At 61.7% G+C, this 16775-nt stretch carries 13 protein-coding genes; 8 read left to right on the top strand and 5 right to left on the bottom strand.

Annotated elements, in window-relative coordinates:
- The first annotated feature begins 355 nt into the window (after positions 1 to 355).
- A complete protein-coding gene (locus ACQ4WL_RS19425) occupies positions 356 to 3472 on the top strand; it encodes a transglycosylase domain-containing protein (RefSeq protein ID WP_436511213.1) in 3117 nt (1038 codons plus the stop codon).
- 50 nt (positions 3473 to 3522) lie between these two features.
- Here ACQ4WL_RS19425 and ACQ4WL_RS19420 read toward each other — a convergent pair whose 3' ends face one another.
- Entirely contained in the window at positions 3523 to 4128 is a 606-nt protein-coding gene (locus ACQ4WL_RS19420) for a glutathione S-transferase family protein (RefSeq protein WP_436511212.1), read from the bottom strand.
- Between the two features lie 131 nt (positions 4129 to 4259).
- Between ACQ4WL_RS19420 and ACQ4WL_RS19415 the strand changes: the two genes are divergently transcribed.
- Positions 4260 to 5603 carry a TAXI family TRAP transporter solute-binding subunit gene (locus ACQ4WL_RS19415; RefSeq protein ID WP_436511211.1) on the top strand — a complete coding sequence of 448 codons (1344 nt, stop codon included), beginning with the start codon at positions 4260 to 4262 and terminating at the stop codon, positions 5601 to 5603.
- Here ACQ4WL_RS19415 and ACQ4WL_RS19410 read toward each other — a convergent pair.
- The 3 genes from ACQ4WL_RS19410 to ACQ4WL_RS19400 form a co-directional block, all read right to left on the bottom strand.
- Complete coding sequence (locus ACQ4WL_RS19410) at positions 5595 to 5879, bottom strand: Fis family transcriptional regulator (RefSeq protein WP_298401489.1); 285 nt, start codon at positions 5877 to 5879, stop codon at positions 5595 to 5597. The two genes, ACQ4WL_RS19415 and ACQ4WL_RS19410, sit on opposite strands and share 9 nt — an antisense overlap.
- Positions 5876 to 6226 carry a type II toxin-antitoxin system RelE/ParE family toxin gene (locus ACQ4WL_RS19405; RefSeq protein ID WP_436511210.1) on the bottom strand — a complete coding sequence of 117 codons (351 nt, stop codon included), beginning with the start codon at positions 6224 to 6226 and terminating at the stop codon, positions 5876 to 5878. Before ACQ4WL_RS19405 ends, ACQ4WL_RS19410 begins: the two co-directional genes overlap by 4 nt.
- Positions 6227 to 6383: 157 nt before the next feature.
- Entirely contained in the window at positions 6384 to 6845 is a 462-nt protein-coding gene (locus ACQ4WL_RS19400) for a rhodanese-like domain-containing protein (protein ID WP_436511209.1), read from the bottom strand.
- 384 nt (positions 6846 to 7229) lie between these two features.
- Here ACQ4WL_RS19400 and glnA point away from each other — a divergent pair, with 384 nt between their 5' ends.
- From glnA to ACQ4WL_RS19370, 6 genes are all read left to right on the top strand, one after another.
- Entirely contained in the window at positions 7230 to 8645 is a 1416-nt protein-coding gene (gene glnA, locus ACQ4WL_RS19395) for a type I glutamate--ammonia ligase (protein WP_071079202.1), read from the top strand.
- A 184-nt stretch (positions 8646 to 8829) separates the two neighbouring features.
- Positions 8830 to 9312 carry a DUF4124 domain-containing protein gene (locus ACQ4WL_RS19390; RefSeq protein WP_436511294.1) on the top strand — a complete coding sequence of 161 codons (483 nt, stop codon included), beginning with the start codon at positions 8830 to 8832 and terminating at the stop codon, positions 9310 to 9312.
- A gap of 5 nt (positions 9313 to 9317) precedes the next feature.
- Positions 9318 to 10406 (top strand): nitrogen regulation protein NR(II), encoded by a 1089-nt coding sequence (gene glnL / locus ACQ4WL_RS19385; RefSeq protein ID WP_035825143.1) that lies wholly within the window; start codon positions 9318 to 9320, stop codon positions 10404 to 10406.
- A 48-nt stretch (positions 10407 to 10454) separates the two neighbouring features.
- Positions 10455 to 11945 (top strand): nitrogen regulation protein NR(I), encoded by a 1491-nt coding sequence (gene ntrC, locus ACQ4WL_RS19380; RefSeq protein WP_436511208.1) that lies wholly within the window; start codon positions 10455 to 10457, stop codon positions 11943 to 11945.
- A gap of 140 nt (positions 11946 to 12085) precedes the next feature.
- Positions 12086 to 13051, top strand: coding sequence for a magnesium/cobalt transporter CorA (corA, locus tag ACQ4WL_RS19375; protein ID WP_101484056.1), 966 nt, complete (start codon positions 12086 to 12088; stop codon positions 13049 to 13051).
- Between the two features lie 134 nt (positions 13052 to 13185).
- The gene (locus tag ACQ4WL_RS19370) at positions 13186 to 14559 is read left to right on the top strand and encodes an ATP-binding protein (RefSeq protein WP_436511207.1); all 1374 of its coding nucleotides are present in this window, start codon (positions 13186 to 13188) and stop codon (positions 14557 to 14559) included.
- Positions 14560 to 14574: 15 nt separating this feature from the next.
- Here ACQ4WL_RS19370 and ACQ4WL_RS19365 read toward each other — a convergent pair whose 3' ends face one another.
- Positions 14575 to 16203, bottom strand: coding sequence for an NAD(P)/FAD-dependent oxidoreductase (locus tag ACQ4WL_RS19365; protein WP_436511206.1), 1629 nt, complete (start codon positions 16201 to 16203; stop codon positions 14575 to 14577).
- Positions 16204 to 16775: the final 572 nt, after the last annotated feature.

Below are 16775 nucleotides of genomic sequence, written 5' to 3'. Positions count from 1 at the left end.
CAGCCCGGCGCCGGCGGCTTTTTCGCTGGCGTCCAGCCCGCCTTGCATCTATGTACGCAAGCGTACGTTCCAGGACGTTGTTTTTTTGCGAAAATCTTTAATGAAGCAAGATTTTTGTGTGCGCTCGTCAGTCGTTTTCATGCCGATGTGGTGGAATGGTGAACAGGAGCCTGGCGTGTCAAACGCGGGGTTGCCTGCCTGTGCAGTAGCGTGTTTTTTGATTCACTGGTATGGACATCATGTTAAGCAAGCTTTGTTGTGACCGGCCTTGGCTGGCCCACGTCTTATCCTGCGCGGAGCGGTATCGCTACCGCCTTTTCCGCGCCGTCCAAACCCAACTTTACCCCAGTATCCCATGACAGACACAGGCGTCAACCTGGCCGCGCAAGAGCGGCCCCCCTCTGATCCAGTTGCCGAGGCACCGCCGCCGGCGAGCCCGCCGAAGAAGCGCCGTTCGCGCATCTGGCCGATCTTTGCCATCATTGTGCTGGCGCTGATCGCCGGCGTGGCCTGGTTCGTCATGCGTGAAGTGCGCACCTCGGCCCTGCAGGCGGAGTTTTTCACGCGCCTGGACCGCCAACTGACGTTCAAGGTCGAGCCTGGCCCCGCACCGGCGGGCGCCATCCGCTATCCGCAGCACGGCCCGTATGACGAGCGGCTCGGCTATGCCAGCCTGCCGGACTTTATTAGCAAGCTCAATGCGCGCGACTATGCCGTCACGGCGCAGGCGCGTATGTCGCCGAAGATGGTGCAACTGGTCGACCGCGGCGTCTTTGCCACGTATCACGAGAAAAACCGCGCCGGACTGACCATCCTCGATTGCCGCGCCGCGCCCCTGTTCGCGGCCAGCTATCCCGAGCGCATGTTCGACGGCTTCGCTGATGCGCCGCCCGCGCTGGTGCAAAGCCTGCTGTTCATCGAAAACCGCGAATTGCTCGATCCGGGCACGCCCGAGCGCAATCCCGCCGTGGAATGGGACCGCCTGAGCAAGGCGATTCTGGACAAGGCGCTGAACCTGTTCGGCGGCCACCGGGGCGGTGGCGGCAGCACCCTGGCCACGCAAATTGAAAAATACCGCCATTCGGAAGATGGCCGTACCAGTTCCATGCAGGACAAGCTGCTGCAGATGCTGTCGGCCAGCCTGCGCTCGTACCAGGATGGCGAAAACACCATGGAAGCGCGGCGCAAGATCGTCGTCAACTACCTGAATACCGTGCCGCTGTCGGCAAAAAGCGGTTTTGGCGAAGTCAACGGCATCGGCGACGGAATGTGGGTCTGGTATGGCCGTCCATTCGCCGAGGTGAAGACTTTGCTCAAGGGTAATATGGACCAGCCGGGCAGTGCGCTGGCCTACAAGCAGGCGCTGAGCCTCTTGATCGCGCAGCGCCGCCCTTCGCATTATCTGGTGGCCGGCGGCGCCGACCTGGAAGAATTGACCAACAGCCATCTGCGTTTGCTGGCGCAAGCGGGCGTGATTTCGCCGCAGCTGCGCAATGCGGCCATCGCCGAAAAGCTGCGCCCGTCGGCGGCTTCGGGCGTGCAGTCGGAAGCGTCCACCTCGTTCGTCACGCGCAAGGCCTCGAATGCCGTGCGCAACCATCTGGCCAGCATGCTCGGCGATCCGCGCTTGTACAACCTCGACCGCCTGGACCTGAAAGTGGTCAGCACGCTCGACGCGCAGGCGCAAAACGCCGTCACCAAGGTCTTGCGCGAATTGCGCGATCCTGAAGTGGCGAAAGCGGCCGGCCTGACGGGCAAGGGCATGCTGGGCAATGGCGACCCGGCCAACGTGGTCTACAGTTTTACCCTGCTGCAAAAGGGCGAGCAAGCCAACTTGCTGCGCGTGCAAACGGATAACTTTGACCAGCCGCTCGACATCAACGAAGGCGCCAAGCTGGACCTCGGTTCCACGGCCAAGCTGCGCACCCTGGTGACGTATATGGACATCATCGACCAGTTGCACCAGCGCTACAGCGGCATGGGTGCCGCCGAACTGAATAAAATCGCCGTCGATCCGAAGGACATGCTGTCGCAGTGGGCGATTGCTTACCTGAAACCATTGCCGCTCGGCGAGGCGCGCAAGCTGCCCGCCATGCTGGCGGCTGCCATGGAACGCAAATATTCGGGCAATCCGGGCGAAGGTTTCTTCACGGGTGGCGGCTTGCACCATTTCGGCAACTTTTCCAAGCTCGACGATAGCCGCATCATGACCGTGCAGCAGGCGCTGCGCCAGTCGACCAACCTGGTGTTCGTGCGCCTGATGCGCGACGTGGCGCGCTACTACATGTTCTCGCGCCCCGATTCCTCTGCCTCGCTGCTGGCGGATGCGGACGACCCGCGCCGGGCGCAGTACCTGAGCCGTTTTGCCGACAAGGAAGGGCGCGAATTCCTGCACCGCTTCTACCAGAAGTACCGTGGCAAGAGCGTCGACGAGCAGGAAAAGATCTTGCTGGCCAGTATCCGCCCGACCCCCGTGCGCCTGGCGAATATCTTCCGTACCGTCAATCCGAAGGGCACGGTGGCGGAATTCGGCGATTTCCTCAACGCCAACCTGCCATCGCAAAACGAAGTGCCGCCCGAGCGCGCGGCCAAGATGTACCAGCAGTATGCGATGGAAAACTGGTCGCTGGCCGACCGGGGCTACCTCGCCAATGTGCATCCGCTGGAACTGTGGATGGTGGCGTATCTGCGCCAGCATGAAGGTTCCACCCTGTCGCAGATGGTGGCGGCCAGCGAGAAGGAGCGCCAGGAAGTGTACAAATGGCTGTTCAATACGCACCGCAAGCATGCGCAGGACCGCCGCATCGCCAACTTGCTGGAAGTGGAAGGCTTCCTGGAAATCCACCGCCAGTGGAAGAAGATGGGCTATCCCTTCGATTCCCTCGTTCCATCGTATGCGACGACCCTGGGCGCGTCCGCCGACCGTCCCGCGGCGCTGGCCGAGTTGATGGGCATCATCATCAACGATGGTGTGCGCAAACCGAGCGTGCGCATCGATTCCATGCATTTCGCCGCCAACACGCCATATGACACCATGGTCAAGCGGGGCACGAAGGTGGAGGCGGAACAAGTGCTGTCGCCGGACGTGGCCAAGGCCGTCGCCAAGGCCATCCGCGAAGTGGTGTCGGACGGCACGGCGAAACGGGCGAAGACGGCATTCGTCGGCGCCGACGGCGTGCCGATTCCCATGGGCGGCAAGACGGGCACGGGCGACCAGCGCTTCGACGTGTACGGCGCCGGTGGCCGCCTGATCGAGTCGCGCTACGTGAACCGTTCGGCCACGTTCGTCTTCAATATCGGCGAACGCTTCTATGGCAGCATGACGGCGTATGTGCGGGGACCGGAATCGAAGAACTACGATTTCACCAGCGCCTTGCCCGTGCAACTGCTGGTGTCCCTGGCGCCGAGCCTGATGCCGCTGATCGAGGCGCCCGCGCCGGCCGAGGGCGTGGCCAAGCAGTGCACTAATTAGCAGCTGGCAGGCAGTTGTAGCAAAACGCCGGCGTTCACGCCGGCGTTTTTTTAGCCGGCAAACACGGCGGTTTTATCTGCCAGGCGCGCATGGTAGGCGGCGATGGCGGGAGTCTCGGGGCGCTGCATGGGCGCCATCAGCCAGCGCTTGACGGACAGGCCCAGCACGATATCGGCCAAGGTGAACTGTTCGCCGCAGACGAAGGCGCCCGTGCGCTGCAGCTGCTGTTCCAGCACGCCCATCATCTTGTTCCATCCGGCAATGCCGGCCGCCAGCTGCGCCGCATCTTGGTGAGCGGGGCTGTGGCGCACCAGCGACATGAAGGCGTAGCGCCAGCTGTTGTTCAAATCGCCCATTTGCCAATCCATCCATTTTTCCACTTCCGCGCGGGCGCGGGGGGTACTTGGCAGCAAGTCATCGCGGCCCGCCTGGGCGCACAGGTAGCGGCAAATCGTGTTCGATTCCCACAGGACCAGGTCGCCATCGAGCAGCACGGGCACCATGGCGTTCGGGTTCAAGGCCAGGAAGGCGGGGTCGTCGGTACTGCGAAAGCCGCTGCCCCAGTCTTCGCGTTCGTACGGCAGGTCGAGTTCTTCGCACGTCCACAAGACTTTGCGGACATTGATCGAGGCGGCTTTTCCAAGAATTTTCAGCATGCAGGGCTCCGTGGGGCAGGTGGTCGATCCAGCACTGTAGCGGATTTGGCCATGCCGCGCGCGCGAAAGTGCCTTGCATAGTTGCGTTTTTCTTGGCATCGTAGCCACCCATGAAACCTATGCGCCACCACATGTCCAAAATCCTCGCGTTCAGCCGCTTTTCCGTGCGCGATTTCCTCGCCACCGCCGGTCCCACCCTGCTGCTGGTCGGCGCTTTTTGCGCGCTCGCTTACTGGCTGGTCGACCCGGCGCCGCCGCGCCAGGTGAGCTTGTCGACGGGGCAGGACAATAGCGCCTACGAAGAGTTCGGCAAGAAATACGCGGCCACCCTGGCCAAGCACGGCATCAAAGTGACCTTGCAGCCATCGCTGGGCTCGCAGGAAAACCTGCAGCGCTTAAATAGCGGCAAGACCGATATCGCCTTCGTGCAAAGCGGCTCGACGGAGCACGCCGATGCCGAGCGCCATGGCCTCATATCCTTGGGCAGCCTGTTTACGGAACCCGTCTGGCTGTTCCTGCGCGAAGACAAGGCGGTGACGGAACTGACGCAATTGAAAGGCATGAAGATCAACCTGGGGCCGGAAGGCACGGGCGTGCCCAGCCTGTTCCGGCAGTTGCTGTCGGTGAATGGCGTGGAAGCCAACGAGCTGACCGTGAGCGACTTGCAAAACACGCCCGCCACGGTGGAGCTGCTGGAAGGGCGCATCGACGGCCTCGTGTTCAGCTCGGCGCCGGAAGCGCCGCTGATCCAGATGCTGCTGCAAACGCCGGGCATCAAGCTGTTTGATTTTTCCCAGGCGGAAGCTTATACGCGGCGCCTGCCTTTCCTCACGCATGTCGTCTTGCCACGCGGTATCGTTGACCTGGGGCGTAACGTTCCGGCGCAGGATTACCACCTGATCGCGCCGACGGCCACTTTAGTCGCGCGCGAAGACTTGCATCCAGCCTTGATCGACCTGTTCGTGCAGGCGGCGGCTGGCATTCATGGCGGTACGGGCTGGTTCCAGCAGCAGGGGCAATTCCCGTCCGCGCGCTATACGGAAATCCCCGTGGCACCCGAAGCGCTGAAATTCTACAAGGATGGCGCGCCCGTGCTGCAGCGCTACATGAGTTTCTGGCTGGCCAATTTCTTCGACCGCATGTGGGTGCTGGTGGTGGCGCTGGGTGCTTTGATATTGCCCCTGTCGCGCGTGGTGCCTCCGCTGTACGTGTGGCGCATCCGTTCGCGCGTGTACCGCTGGTATGGCCAGCTGCGCACGGTGGAGCAGGCGCTGGAAGACGTGCCGCAAGAGCAGCGTGCGCAAGTGTATGCGGCGCAATTGAAGCGGCTGGACCAGATCGAGGAAATGGTCAACCAGATCTCGATTCCCCTGTCATTTGCCGATGGCTTGTACGGCTTGCGCAGCCACATCAATTTCGTGCGCAAGCGCATCTTGACCTTGATGGGCGAGCACCAGCCGGCAGAATCAAACTAAGGTGATCGACAGCTTGCGCCCGACTAGCGCGGCGGCGCGCTCCAGGGTGGACAGGGTCACGTCGCTGCTGGGGTCGAGCAGGCGGTCGAGCTGCGAGCGGCTGGTCTGCAGCAGGGCCGCCATACGCGTCTTCGACATCGCTTGTTCCTGCATCGCCTGCGTCAGTTGCCAGGCGATCACTTCCTTGATGGCGCGGGTTTGCGTGTGCTCAAAGATGCCTTCTTCCTTGAGGAAGTCGTCGAGACTGCTGCCGAGGTGGGGAGCGGTGGCGTTCATGTCAGTTCCTTGTGGCGTTTGCGGGCCAGCGCCAGGTCATCTTCCGGCGTCGTCCGGGTTTTCTTGATAAAGCCGTGCAGCGCCACCAGGCAATCGCCGTGATGGCAGATCAGCACGCGGGCGATGCGGTTGCCTGGCAAGCTGCTGCGAATTTCCGATAGACCTTGCCCCAGATGGCGGCACAGGGGCATGCCGACGGGCCAGCGCCATTGCGCGTGCATCAAGTCTTGCCCGATCACATGCCGCTCTTCAAGCGGCAACGACTTGAGCCAGTCGCGCACGGGTTCGCCGCCATTGCCGTTCGCATAGAACAACAGGGTAATCTGCCGCAAGCCGGAAGCATCCATGACGCACCTCTACGTTGTACTATATAAAGTACATTTTCGCAAGGAGAATTTACGCCGCAGTTGAAAAAATCTGGCGCGCATGGATGGTTGTAGCCGATGGCGGGCCGCAGGGTGGCCCGCGAGATCAAACACTGTTCAGATAATCAAGCGGCCAGCGTCAGGCGCCCAGCCACGGCAAGCCCGCCTTGCACCAGCCGCTGATCTGTTTGCGGTGGCCGTCGGCATCCTTGTCGCCTTCGAAGCCTTCGAGGATGTCGAAGCAGTTGATATAGCCGTGCTCGGTGGCCAGCTTGGCCGCATGGCGCGAACGCACGCCGGAGCGGCACAGGAACAGCAGTACCTCATCCTTGCCGGCCTGGGCCGCCAGTTGCGCGAGAAAGTCGGGATTCGGCACGCCGCCCGGGTAGGTGGCCCACTGCACCGCACCATGCTGGGTATCGGCGATGTCGACCCGTCCGACCCAGTCGCGCTCGGCATTCGTGCGCACATCGATGAGCTTGACGGCGGCATCGCCTTGCAGCAAGTCATACGCTTCCTGCGGCGTGACGGCGCCGGCGTACGGCGTACCTTCATTGGCCCGGCTGCGGGCGGTGGTCAGGATGTCGGCGGCGGTAATCATGGCGTCCTCGATGAAAGTGGAAAGGTGTGAACGATTATAGTGCGCCGTGCGCGCCCCGCAAACGGGAATGCATGGTGCACGGCGCATGCACCACAATGAGGCATTTTTCGGGAATTCGTGAGAAATGCACGATAGTAGTGCGTTATTCGTTTTTTGCACTTGCATAGTGCATTCTTGATGTGGCGCATACGCGCGTGAAAATCGCGGGCAGGAAAACTTTCACTGGGATGGCAGTAATTTTGCTGCCGGCACCAAGGTGCTCCAGAAGCTGGCATGGAATCTGCTATGATCCTTATGAGTTTTGGTGGCACGCAATGTTTGCTTCGCTTCATCAGCCCAGACGCATTAAGGTCGGCTCACCCCACATTCATTTAGGAGATACGCATGGCAATGACAGCCGCAGAAGTCTTGAAGATGGTAGAAGAAAACGAAGTCAAATTCGTTGATTTCCGCTTTGCCGATACCCGTGGTAAAGAGCAGCACGTGACGGTTCCCGTGTCGCACTTCGACATGGATAAATTCGAGTCGGGCCACGCCTTTGACGGCTCTTCGATCGCTGGCTGGAAAGGCATTGAAGCGTCCGACATGATCTTGCTGCCGGATCCAAACACGGCCAATATCGATCCGTTCATGGAAGAAACGACCTTGTTCATGCAGTGCGACGTGATCGAACCGTCGGACGGCAAGGGCTACGACCGCGACCCGCGCTCGATCGCGAAACGCGCCGAAGCCTACCTGAAATCGTCGGGCATGGGCGATACCGCCTACTTCGGCCCTGAGCCAGAATTCTTCATCTTCGACAGCGTGCGCTGGAAGATCGACATGTCGGGCTGCTTCGTCAAGATCGGTTCGGACGAAGGTTCGTGGTCGACCGGCAAGGATATCGAAGGCGGCAACAGCGGCCACCGTCCTACCGTCAAGGGCGGCTACTTCCCGGTGCCACCAGTGGACAGCTTCCAGGACATGCGTTCGGAAATGTGCCTGATTCTGGAATCGCTGGGCATCCCGGTTGAGGTACATCATCACGAAGTCGCTGGCGCCGGCCAGAATGAAATCGGCACCCGCTTCTCGACTTTGGTCGAGCGCGCCGACTGGACGCAAAACCTGAAATACGTGGTGTGGAACGTGGCGCACAGCTATGGCAAGACGGCTACCTTCATGCCGAAACCTATCGTTGGCGACAACGGTTCGGGCATGCACGTGCATCAATCCGTATGGAAAGATGGCAAAAACCTGTTCGCTGGCGACGGCTATGCCGGCCTGTCCGATTTCGCCCTGTATTACATCGGCGGCATCATCAAGCACGCCAAGGCACTGAACGCGATCACCAACCCGGGCACCAACTCGTACAAGCGTCTGGTGCCAGGCTACGAAGCGCCAGTGAAATTGGCGTACTCGGCGAAAAACCGTTCCGCCTCGATCCGTATCCCGCACGTGGCCAATCCTAAAGGCCGCCGCGTCGAAGCGCGCTTCCCGGATCCACTGGCGAATCCTTACCTGTGCTTCGCCGCACTGCTGATGGCTGGCCTGGACGGCGTTGCCAACAAGATCCATCCGGGCGAAGCCGCCTCGAAAGATCTGTACCATCTGCCGCCAGAAGAAGACGCACTGATCCCTACCGTGTGCGCTTCGCTGGAAGAAGCACTGGAAGCCCTGGACAAGGACCGCGAGTTCCTGACCCGTGGCGGCGTGTTCAGCGATTCCATGATCGACGCGTACCTGGAACTGAAAATGCAAGACGTGCAGCGCATGCGCATGACCACGCATCCTGCCGAGTTCGACATGTACTACTCGCTGTAATGGCGCCATGCCGGCAACTTGCCGGTAGTGAATAAAAAACGCGGGTGAGGCGATCGGTCTTGCCCGCGTTTTTTTATGCAGTACGCCAAGGCGGTGAGAGTGCGGTGTTGTATAGTCGGCCCAGGAACGATGCGGCACGAGCCGACAGGAGTGAAGATTGACCAAGCATTACAGAATGGCGCTGATGGCAGGATTGCTGGGCGCGGCGGCACAGGCGCACGGGCAGCTGTATGTGTGCGCCGATGCGCAAGGACACAAGACGTATACGGACAAGCGCGCTGGCGCGCATTGCCAGCTGCTCGATTTGCCCGGCGCCATGACGGAGCCGCCGCGCAAGAAGGCGCCGCTGGCCGGCGCGCCTGTCCGGCCCGCCACGCAGGCGGCGGCCACGGCGGCGCCTGCCGCCGGCGCGTTTCCCACGGTCGATGGCGCCGAGCAGCGCGCGCGCGACCTGGACCGGCGCCAGATCCTGCAGGACGAATTGCGCAGCGAAGAGCAGAAACTGGCGGCACAGCGCCTGGAATTGAATGGCGGACAACCCGAGCGCCAGGGCAATGAGCGTAACTATGCGAAATATCAGGAACGGGTGGCGCAGTTGAAGGACAACATTGGCCGAACACAGCAAAACGTCGAGGCCCTGAAACGCGAGATCGCGAATATTCGGTAAAGCACATGACACTAGACAACCATTCCAGCCGCCCGGCCCACCTGGCCGGCCTTGATTTGCTCGCTTCGGCCGTGATCCTGCTCGATGGCGACGGCCGCATCAGCTATGCCAACGCGGCGGCGGAAAACCTGCTGGAAAGCTCATTGAAGGCCCTGTCGCGGCAAAAGCTGACGGCGCTGTTCCTCAACCCCGAGGAGCTGGCCGGCATTTGCGCGCAGGCGCTCGAACATAAATTTTCGGACCTGCGCCAGGACCTGAGCCTGGAACGCCTGGGGCGCGAGCCGCTGCGCGTGCACAGCATCGTCAGCGCGCTCGACGCACCGCGCGACGGTGTGCTGATCGAGCTGCGCGAAAACGTGCAGCAGCTGAAACTCGACCGCGAGGAGCGCATCCTCGACCAGAGCCAGGTCAACAAGGAGTTGATCCGCAACCTGGCGCATGAGATCAAGAATCCGCTGGGCGGCATCCGCGGCGCGGCCCAGTTGCTGGAGCTGGAATTGCCGGCCTTGCACCTGAGCGAGCTGCGCGAATATACGCAAGTCATCATCAAGGAAGCGGACCGCCTGCAAACCCTGGTCGACCGTCTGCTGGCGCCGCACCGCCGCCCGCATATCGTGGGCGACGTGAATATCCACGAAGTGTGCGAGCGCGTGCGCAGCCTGATCCTGGCCGAGTTTCCCAGCGGCCTCACCATTTCGCGCGATTACGACGCGTCGATCCCCGAGTTTCGCGGCGACAAGGAACAATTGATACAAACCGTGCTCAATATCGCGCACAATGCGGCGCAAGCCCTGGCCGAGCGCATCGAGGCGGGCGATGCGGAGCTGATTTTCAAGACCCGCGTGGCGCGCCAGGTGACCCTGGCCAAGGTCCGTTATGGCCTGGCATTAGACTTGCATATCATTGACAATGGACCGGGCATCGCACCCCAGATCCGCGACCGGATTTTCTACCCGCTGGTGTCGGGCAGGGAAGGCGGTAGCGGGCTGGGACTGACCTTGGCGCAAACCTTCGTGCAACAGCACCTGGGCGTGATCGAGTGCGAAAGCCGGCCTGGATACACCGATTTCAGGATCGTTCTACCCTTGCCATAAGCGAGGAGGTATCCCACCCATGAAATCCATTGCGGGACGCACACACTAATGAAGCCAATCTGGATAGTTGACGACGACGAATCAATCCGCTGGGTGCTGGAAAAAGCCCTGGCGCGGGAAAATCTCGCCACCAAGAGTTTTGCCAATGCGCGCGACGCCATCGCCGCACTGGAATTTGACACGCCGCAAGTGCTCGTGTCCGATATCCGCATGCCGGGCGCCTCCGGCCTGGAATTGCTGCAGACGGTCAAGTCGCGTTTTCCCGGCCTGCCGGTCATCATCATCACGGCCTTTTCCGACCTCGATTCGGCGGTCGCGTCCTTCCAGGGCGGCGCCTTCGAATACCTGGCCAAGCCGTTTGACATCGACAAGGCTGTCGAGCTGATCCGCCGCGCGCTGGAAGAAAGCCTGCGCGAGACCAGCGTCGAATCGGGTCCGTCTGAAACGCCGGAAATCCTCGGCCAGGCGCCGGCCATGCAGGAAGTCTTCCGCGCCATCGGCCGCCTGTCGCAATCGAACGTGACGGTGCTTATCACGGGCGAATCCGGTTCCGGCAAGGAATTGGTGGCGCGCGCGCTGCACAAGCACAGCCCGCGCGCGGCGCAGCCTTTCATTGCCCTGAATACGGCGGCGATACCGAAGGATTTGCTGGAGTCCGAATTGTTCGGCCACGAACGCGGTGCGTTTACGGGCGCCCAGACGACACGCCGGGGCCGCTTCGAGCAAGCCGAGAACGGCACCCTGTTTCTCGATGAAATCGGCGACATGCCGTTCGACCTGCAGACGCGCTTGCTGCGCGTGCTGTCCGACGGCCATTTCTATCGCGTCGGCGGCCATCAGCCGATGAAGGCGAACGTGCGCGTCATTACGGCCACGCACCAGAACCTCGAGCAGCGCGTGCGCGATGGCCTGTTCCGCGAAGACTTGTATCACCGCCTGAACGTGATCCGCCTGCGCCTGCCCAGTTTGCGGGAGCGGCGCGAGGATATCCCCATCCTGGTGCGCCACTTTCTGGTGCAAAGCGCGCGCCAGTTGGGCGTGGAAGCCAAACGCATGAGCGAACCGACGATGCAGTTTCTCAGCAGCCTCGATTTGCCCGGCAATGTGCGCCAGCTGGAAAACCTGTGCAACTGGATCACCGTCATGGCGCCGGGCCAGACGGTGGAAATCAAGGACTTGCCGCTGGAATTGACGCAGGGGCAGGGCGATGGCGCGGCCACTGCGGCGGCGGGCGAGGCTGCGCCGGCGGCCGTTGCCCATCCGCACGGCGGCCAGGTCTTCGACGCCGTTGCGCCTGCCAGCGGCGCGCCGCCGGGCTGGATCGGCTTGCTGGAATTGCAGGCGGCCGGCATGCTGGGCGCGGGGCAGCAGGAAGTCATGGCCGTGCTGGGGCGGCAATTCGAGTCGGCCCTGATCAAGACGGCGCTCAAGCATACGCACGGGCGCAAGAACGACGCCGCCGTGCGCCTGGGCATCGGCCGTAACACCATCACCCGCAAGATCTCCGAACTGGGCATCGACGGCGCCAAGGACGATTGACGCGCTGCGGACGGGGACTCCCCCGTCCGCTTCCCTTCCCGGCGTCCCTTGCACGCCACAACACACACGCAGCAGGCGATAAGGTAAGCTGGCGCTTGCCGGACTGTTTCGTCCGGTCTTAACCTTCATTGTGGAACTGTATGCTGATTAACTGCGTGGCCTACCAGGATGGCAAAAAACTGGCCGACTTGCCGATTGACGACATCAGCGATTATGTCGAGCGCCCCGACTGTTTCGTCTGGGTCGCCCTGCTCGATGCCACGCCGGCTGAGCTGAAACAGATGCAGCACGAATTTTGCCTGCATGAATTGGCCGTCGAGGATGCGCAGCGGGGCCACCAGCGTCCGAAGATCGAGGAATATGGCGATTCCCTGTTTGCCGTCGTGAAAACCGTGGAAATGGTCGAAAACGAACTGGTCATGGGTGAAGTCGACATTTTTGTCGGCGCGAATTATGTGCTCTCGTCGCGCAGCAACAGCTCGCAAGGTTTCCTCGGCGTGCGCGCGCGCGCCGAACGGGAGCCGCACTTGCTGCGCCAGGGCTCGGCCTTCGTGCTGTACGCGCTGATGGACGCCGTCGTCGACCGTTACTTTCCCGTGCTCGACGCGCTGGAATCGGAGCTGGAATTGATCGAGGACCGTATCTTCGACCGTGGCACCGAGCGCGACAATATCGAACGGCTGTATCAATTGAAGCGCAAGGTCATGGTCTTGCGCCACGTGGTGGCGCCCCTGATGGAAGCGGTGGGCAAGCTGCACGGCGGCCGCGTGCCGCCGCTATGCCACGATACCCAGGAGTATTTCCGCGACGTGCACGATCATCTGGCGCGCATCAATGGCACGCTCGACACCATCCGCGACACCATCAGCACGGCCATCCAGGTGAATCTGTCGATGGTGGCCATCGATGAGAGCGAAGTGAACAAGCAGTTGGCGGCCTGGGCGGCCATTTTCGCCGTGTTCACAGCGTTTGCCGGCGTGTGGGGCATGAATTTCAAGTTCATGCCGGAGCTGGACTGGCAATACGGCTATCCCGTGGCCGTGGGACTGATGAGCTGTGTCTGCGGTTATATGTATTACTTGTTCAAGCGTTCCGGCTGGCTATAAAAAATTCCTGCGTATCTGTATTATTAAACAATAGCCAGGGGTACAATCGCGGCAGGTCCGCTGGGGCGGGCCATGGCTGAGGGTTGCCACGCCGGCAGGTTTGCTGGCGCTTCCAGTGCTGCGCAGGAGCATTCATGAGTATTCCGTTGTTTGATGTGAATTCGCAAGAACCCCTGTTCGACCCCGAGCAGCGGCGCACCTTGGCGGAAGCGGCCCTGCGCTCGATTACGGCCTCGACGGCGCACGCCCGTGGCGACGACTTCCTGCGCATCCTCGTCAAGGAGCTGGCCGAAGCGCTCGATGTGCACTATGTGATCGCCGGGCGCCTGGTGCGCATGGACGATGGCAGCGAAGGCATCCGCACGCTGGCCCTGTGGGGCGGCGACGGCTACCGGCCGAATATCGAATACAGCCTGCAGCACACGCCTTGCCAGGACGTGACCTGCCAGAGCATGTGTTTTCATGGCAGCGACATCCAGCGTCGCTTTCCATTCGATAGCCTCCTGGTCGACATGCATGCGGAAAGCTATGTCGGCATGCCGCTGATCGATACCGAAGGCAAGACCCTGGGCATCCTGTCGGCCATCGACACGCGTCCCATCGATGAAAACAAGCGCTTGCTGGCCTTGTTGCTGCTGTCGATCTTCTCGGCTCGCAGCGCGGCCGAGCTGCAGCACCAGGAGCGCACGCAGCAGCTGGAAGAAATCGTGCGCGTGCGCACCGAGTCGCTGCTGGCGGCGCAAGCCAACCTGATCGAGCAGGAACAGATGGCGGCCCTCGGTTCGCTGGTGGCCGGTGTGTCGCATGAAGTCAACACGCCCATCGGCGTGGCGCTGACGGCGGCGTCGAGCATGGGCAGTTATGCCGACCAGCTGGTGCAGCTGCTGGGCGGCGCCAAGGTCAGCCGGGCCGAACTGGTCGACATTGCCGAATCCCTGAAAGGCGCGGCCGCCTTGATCGAACGCAACCTGGCGCGCGCCGCCGACCTGATCGGCAATTTCAAGCAGCTGGCCGTGGACCAGGTCAGCGAATACGTGGCCGACCTGGCGCTGCACGACTATGTGCACGGCCTGGTGTCGGCGCACAGTCCGGAACTGCGCAAGGCGGCACTGGGCGTGGAACTCGATATCGCGCCCGATTGCCAGGTGCGCCTGGCGGCCGGCAAGTTGTCGCAAATCCTCTCGAACCTGCTGATGAACAGCGCCCGCCACGGCTATCCGCAGGGCGGGCCAGGACGCATCACGATACGCGCGCGCATCGAGGCGGATGCAGATGAGGCGGCCTTGCGCTGGTTGCTGCTGGATTTTTCCGACGATGGCATCGGCCTGGCGCCGGCCGTGCGCGAACATATGTTTGAACCGTTTTTCACCACCAAGCGGGGCCAGGGCGGCTCCGGTCTGGGCATGCACATCGTCTACACCATCGTGCAGCAACTGGGCGGCAAGGTGTGCGCCATCGACAGCAGTCCCGGCTGTCATATACAGATCAGGCTACCGCTGGCAGCCTGATCTGCTGTGCCGGCCTCAGGCGGCTGCCATCGACAACGCCACCGCTTCGGCCACCTTGATGCCGTCGACGGCCGCCGACAGGATGCCGCCCGCATAGCCGGCGCCTTCGCCTGCAGGGAACAGGCCGCGCGTGTTCAGGCTTTGCAGGTTGTCGTCGCGGCGCTTGATGCGGATCGGCGACGAGGTGCGCGTTTCCACGCCCGTCAGCACGGCGTCGGCCTTGTAATAGCCCTTGATCTGCTTGTTGAACGCCGGGAAGGCTTCACGCAAGGCCGTGATCGCGTACTCGGGTAGCGCTGACGCCAGATCCGTCAGGTGCACGGCCGGCTTGTACGAGGGTACCACGCTGCCAAATTGCGTCGAGGCGCGTCCGGCCACGAAATCGCCCACCAGCTGGCCCGGGGCATCGTAGTTGCTGCCGCCCAGGGCAAACGCGCGCTCTTCCAGCTCGCGCTGCAGGGCGATGCCGGCCAGCGGGTCGCCCGGATAGTCGGCTGGCGTGATGCCGACCACGATGGCGCTGTTGGCATTGCGCTCGTTGCGCGAATACTGGCTCATGCCGTTCGTCACCAGGCGGCCCGGTTCCGAGGCGGCGGCCACCACCGTGCCGCCCGGACACATGCAGAAGCTGTAGACGGAACGGCCATTGCTGGCGTGGTGCACCAGCTTGTAGTCGGCCGCACCCAGGATCGGGTGGCCGGCGCTGGGGCCGAAGCGGCAACTGTCGATCAAGGATTGCGGGTGTTCCACGCGGAAGCCGATCGAGAACGGTTTCGCTTCGATGTACACGCCGCGGCGGTGCAGCATCTCGAAGGTGTCGCGCGCGCTGTGGCCGATGGCCAGCACGACGTGGTTGCTGGCGATGGTTTCGCCATTGTCCAGCACCACGCCACGCACCTGGCCGCCGTCGGCACCCGGCACGATGTCAAGATCGACCACTTTGCTGCTGAAGCGGTATTCGCCGCCCAGTTGCTCGATATTGGCGCGCATTTCTTCCACCATCTTGACCAGGCGGAAGGTGCCGATGTGCGGCTTGCTCACATACATGATTTCCTCGGGCGCACCGGCCTTGACGAATTCCGTCAAGACCTTGCGGCCGTAGTGTTTGGGATCCTTGATCTGGCTGTACAGCTTGCCGTCCGAGAAGGTGCCGGCGCCGCCTTCGCCGAACTGCACGTTCGACTCGGGATTGAGTTCGCGCTTGCGCCAGAAACCGAAGGTGTCGACCGTGCGTTCGCGCACCTGCTTGCCCCGTTCCAGGATGAGGGGGCGCAAGCCCATCTGTGCCAGGATCAGCGCCACGAACAGGCCGCATGGCCCCGTGCCGATGACGATGGGACGCGGTTCATTCGTGTGGCCGGCCAGCTGTTCGCCGCCGGCGACGAATTTATAGTCGGTGTCGGGCGCGGGCATCAGGTGGATATCGTGGCCCAGGCGCGCCAGCACGGCCGCCTCATTCTTGACGTCAACATGCAGCGAGTAAATCAACACCACGGCGCTGCGCTTGCGCGCGTCATAGCTGCGTTTGAAGACGGTAAAGCCGAGCAAATCGGCGGCGGCGATGCCCAGGCGCGCCAGGATGGCGGCGGGCAGGGCCGCTTCGTCGTGTTCGAGGGGGAGTTTTACTTCGTTGAGTCGCAGCATAATAGTGAGTCCAAGGTTGGGGGCTGTCTAGGCCCCATGAATAAAGCACGCCAAGATTACCTGACAAAGCTTGTTGTACCTTGCCGGTCGCGACTTGCGAATACTCGGCTATGCTGAAGCACAGATTTTCTTCTTGGTCACACATTTCATCGGTACGGCAAGGTTTGCCAGGAAGGAAGAACGCAGTCCAGGCGCTATTTTACCCTTAGCGCTGCTATTTGCAGAGTATGTCGATAATGGTTGGCGGGTACGTGGGGCGGCGGTTTCATGACGGCTGCGTCGTCGTTGTTTTGCCATGGATGCCCCGGTTGCGTGCAAACAATATAAATAGTTATCGGAGCGTGGCGGTTTAGTGGTAGCGCGCTGATTGTGTTGCTGCAGGGGGATATCCGTTTGTCGAACCTTTCGCAGTAGTAAAGTTGTCTTTTTTATTTAACAGTATCGTAAAAATGTGATCCTTTTATTAAACTTATTAATTGCGGAACCCTTATTTCTGAGCTAGGATTAACGCTCCTGTCTGGCTGCATTTTTCCTTCTGGAAACTGCTACTGCGTCCGTACGAGCAACGAGCT

This window comes from Janthinobacterium kochi (assembly GCF_051380715.1).
Classification (GTDB): Bacteria; Pseudomonadota; Gammaproteobacteria; order Burkholderiales; family Burkholderiaceae_D; genus Janthinobacterium.
This window is presented reverse-complemented; position numbering and strand designations above follow the sequence as displayed.

Excerpts from the sequence above, each read along its gene's own strand:
- ACQ4WL_RS19400 (WP_436511209.1), bottom strand. The coding sequence starts at position 6,845 with ATGATTACCGCCGCCGACATCCTGACCACCGCCCGCAGCCGGGCCAAT.
- ACQ4WL_RS19425 (WP_436511213.1), top strand. The coding sequence starts at position 356 with ATGACAGACACAGGCGTCAACCTGGCCGCGCAAGAGCGGCCCCCCTCT.
- ACQ4WL_RS19390 (WP_436511294.1), top strand. The coding sequence starts at position 8,830 with ATGGCAGGATTGCTGGGCGCGGCGGCACAGGCGCACGGGCAGCTGTAT.
- ACQ4WL_RS19415 (WP_436511211.1), top strand. The coding sequence starts at position 4,260 with ATGTCCAAAATCCTCGCGTTCAGCCGCTTTTCCGTGCGCGATTTCCTC.
- ACQ4WL_RS19405 (WP_436511210.1), bottom strand. The coding sequence starts at position 6,226 with ATGGATGCTTCCGGCTTGCGGCAGATTACCCTGTTGTTCTATGCGAAC.
- ACQ4WL_RS19365 (WP_436511206.1), bottom strand. The coding sequence starts at position 16,203 with ATGCTGCGACTCAACGAAGTAAAACTCCCCCTCGAACACGACGAAGCG.
- ntrC (WP_436511208.1), top strand. The coding sequence starts at position 10,455 with ATGAAGCCAATCTGGATAGTTGACGACGACGAATCAATCCGCTGGGTG.
- glnL (WP_035825143.1), top strand. The coding sequence starts at position 9,318 with ATGACACTAGACAACCATTCCAGCCGCCCGGCCCACCTGGCCGGCCTT.
- ACQ4WL_RS19410 (WP_298401489.1), bottom strand. The coding sequence starts at position 5,879 with ATGAACGCCACCGCTCCCCACCTCGGCAGCAGTCTCGACGACTTCCTC.
- ACQ4WL_RS19370 (WP_436511207.1), top strand. The coding sequence starts at position 13,186 with ATGAGTATTCCGTTGTTTGATGTGAATTCGCAAGAACCCCTGTTCGAC.
- glnA (WP_071079202.1), top strand. The coding sequence starts at position 7,230 with ATGGCAATGACAGCCGCAGAAGTCTTGAAGATGGTAGAAGAAAACGAA.
- corA (WP_101484056.1), top strand. The coding sequence starts at position 12,086 with ATGCTGATTAACTGCGTGGCCTACCAGGATGGCAAAAAACTGGCCGAC.
- ACQ4WL_RS19420 (WP_436511212.1), bottom strand. The coding sequence starts at position 4,128 with ATGCTGAAAATTCTTGGAAAAGCCGCCTCGATCAATGTCCGCAAAGTC.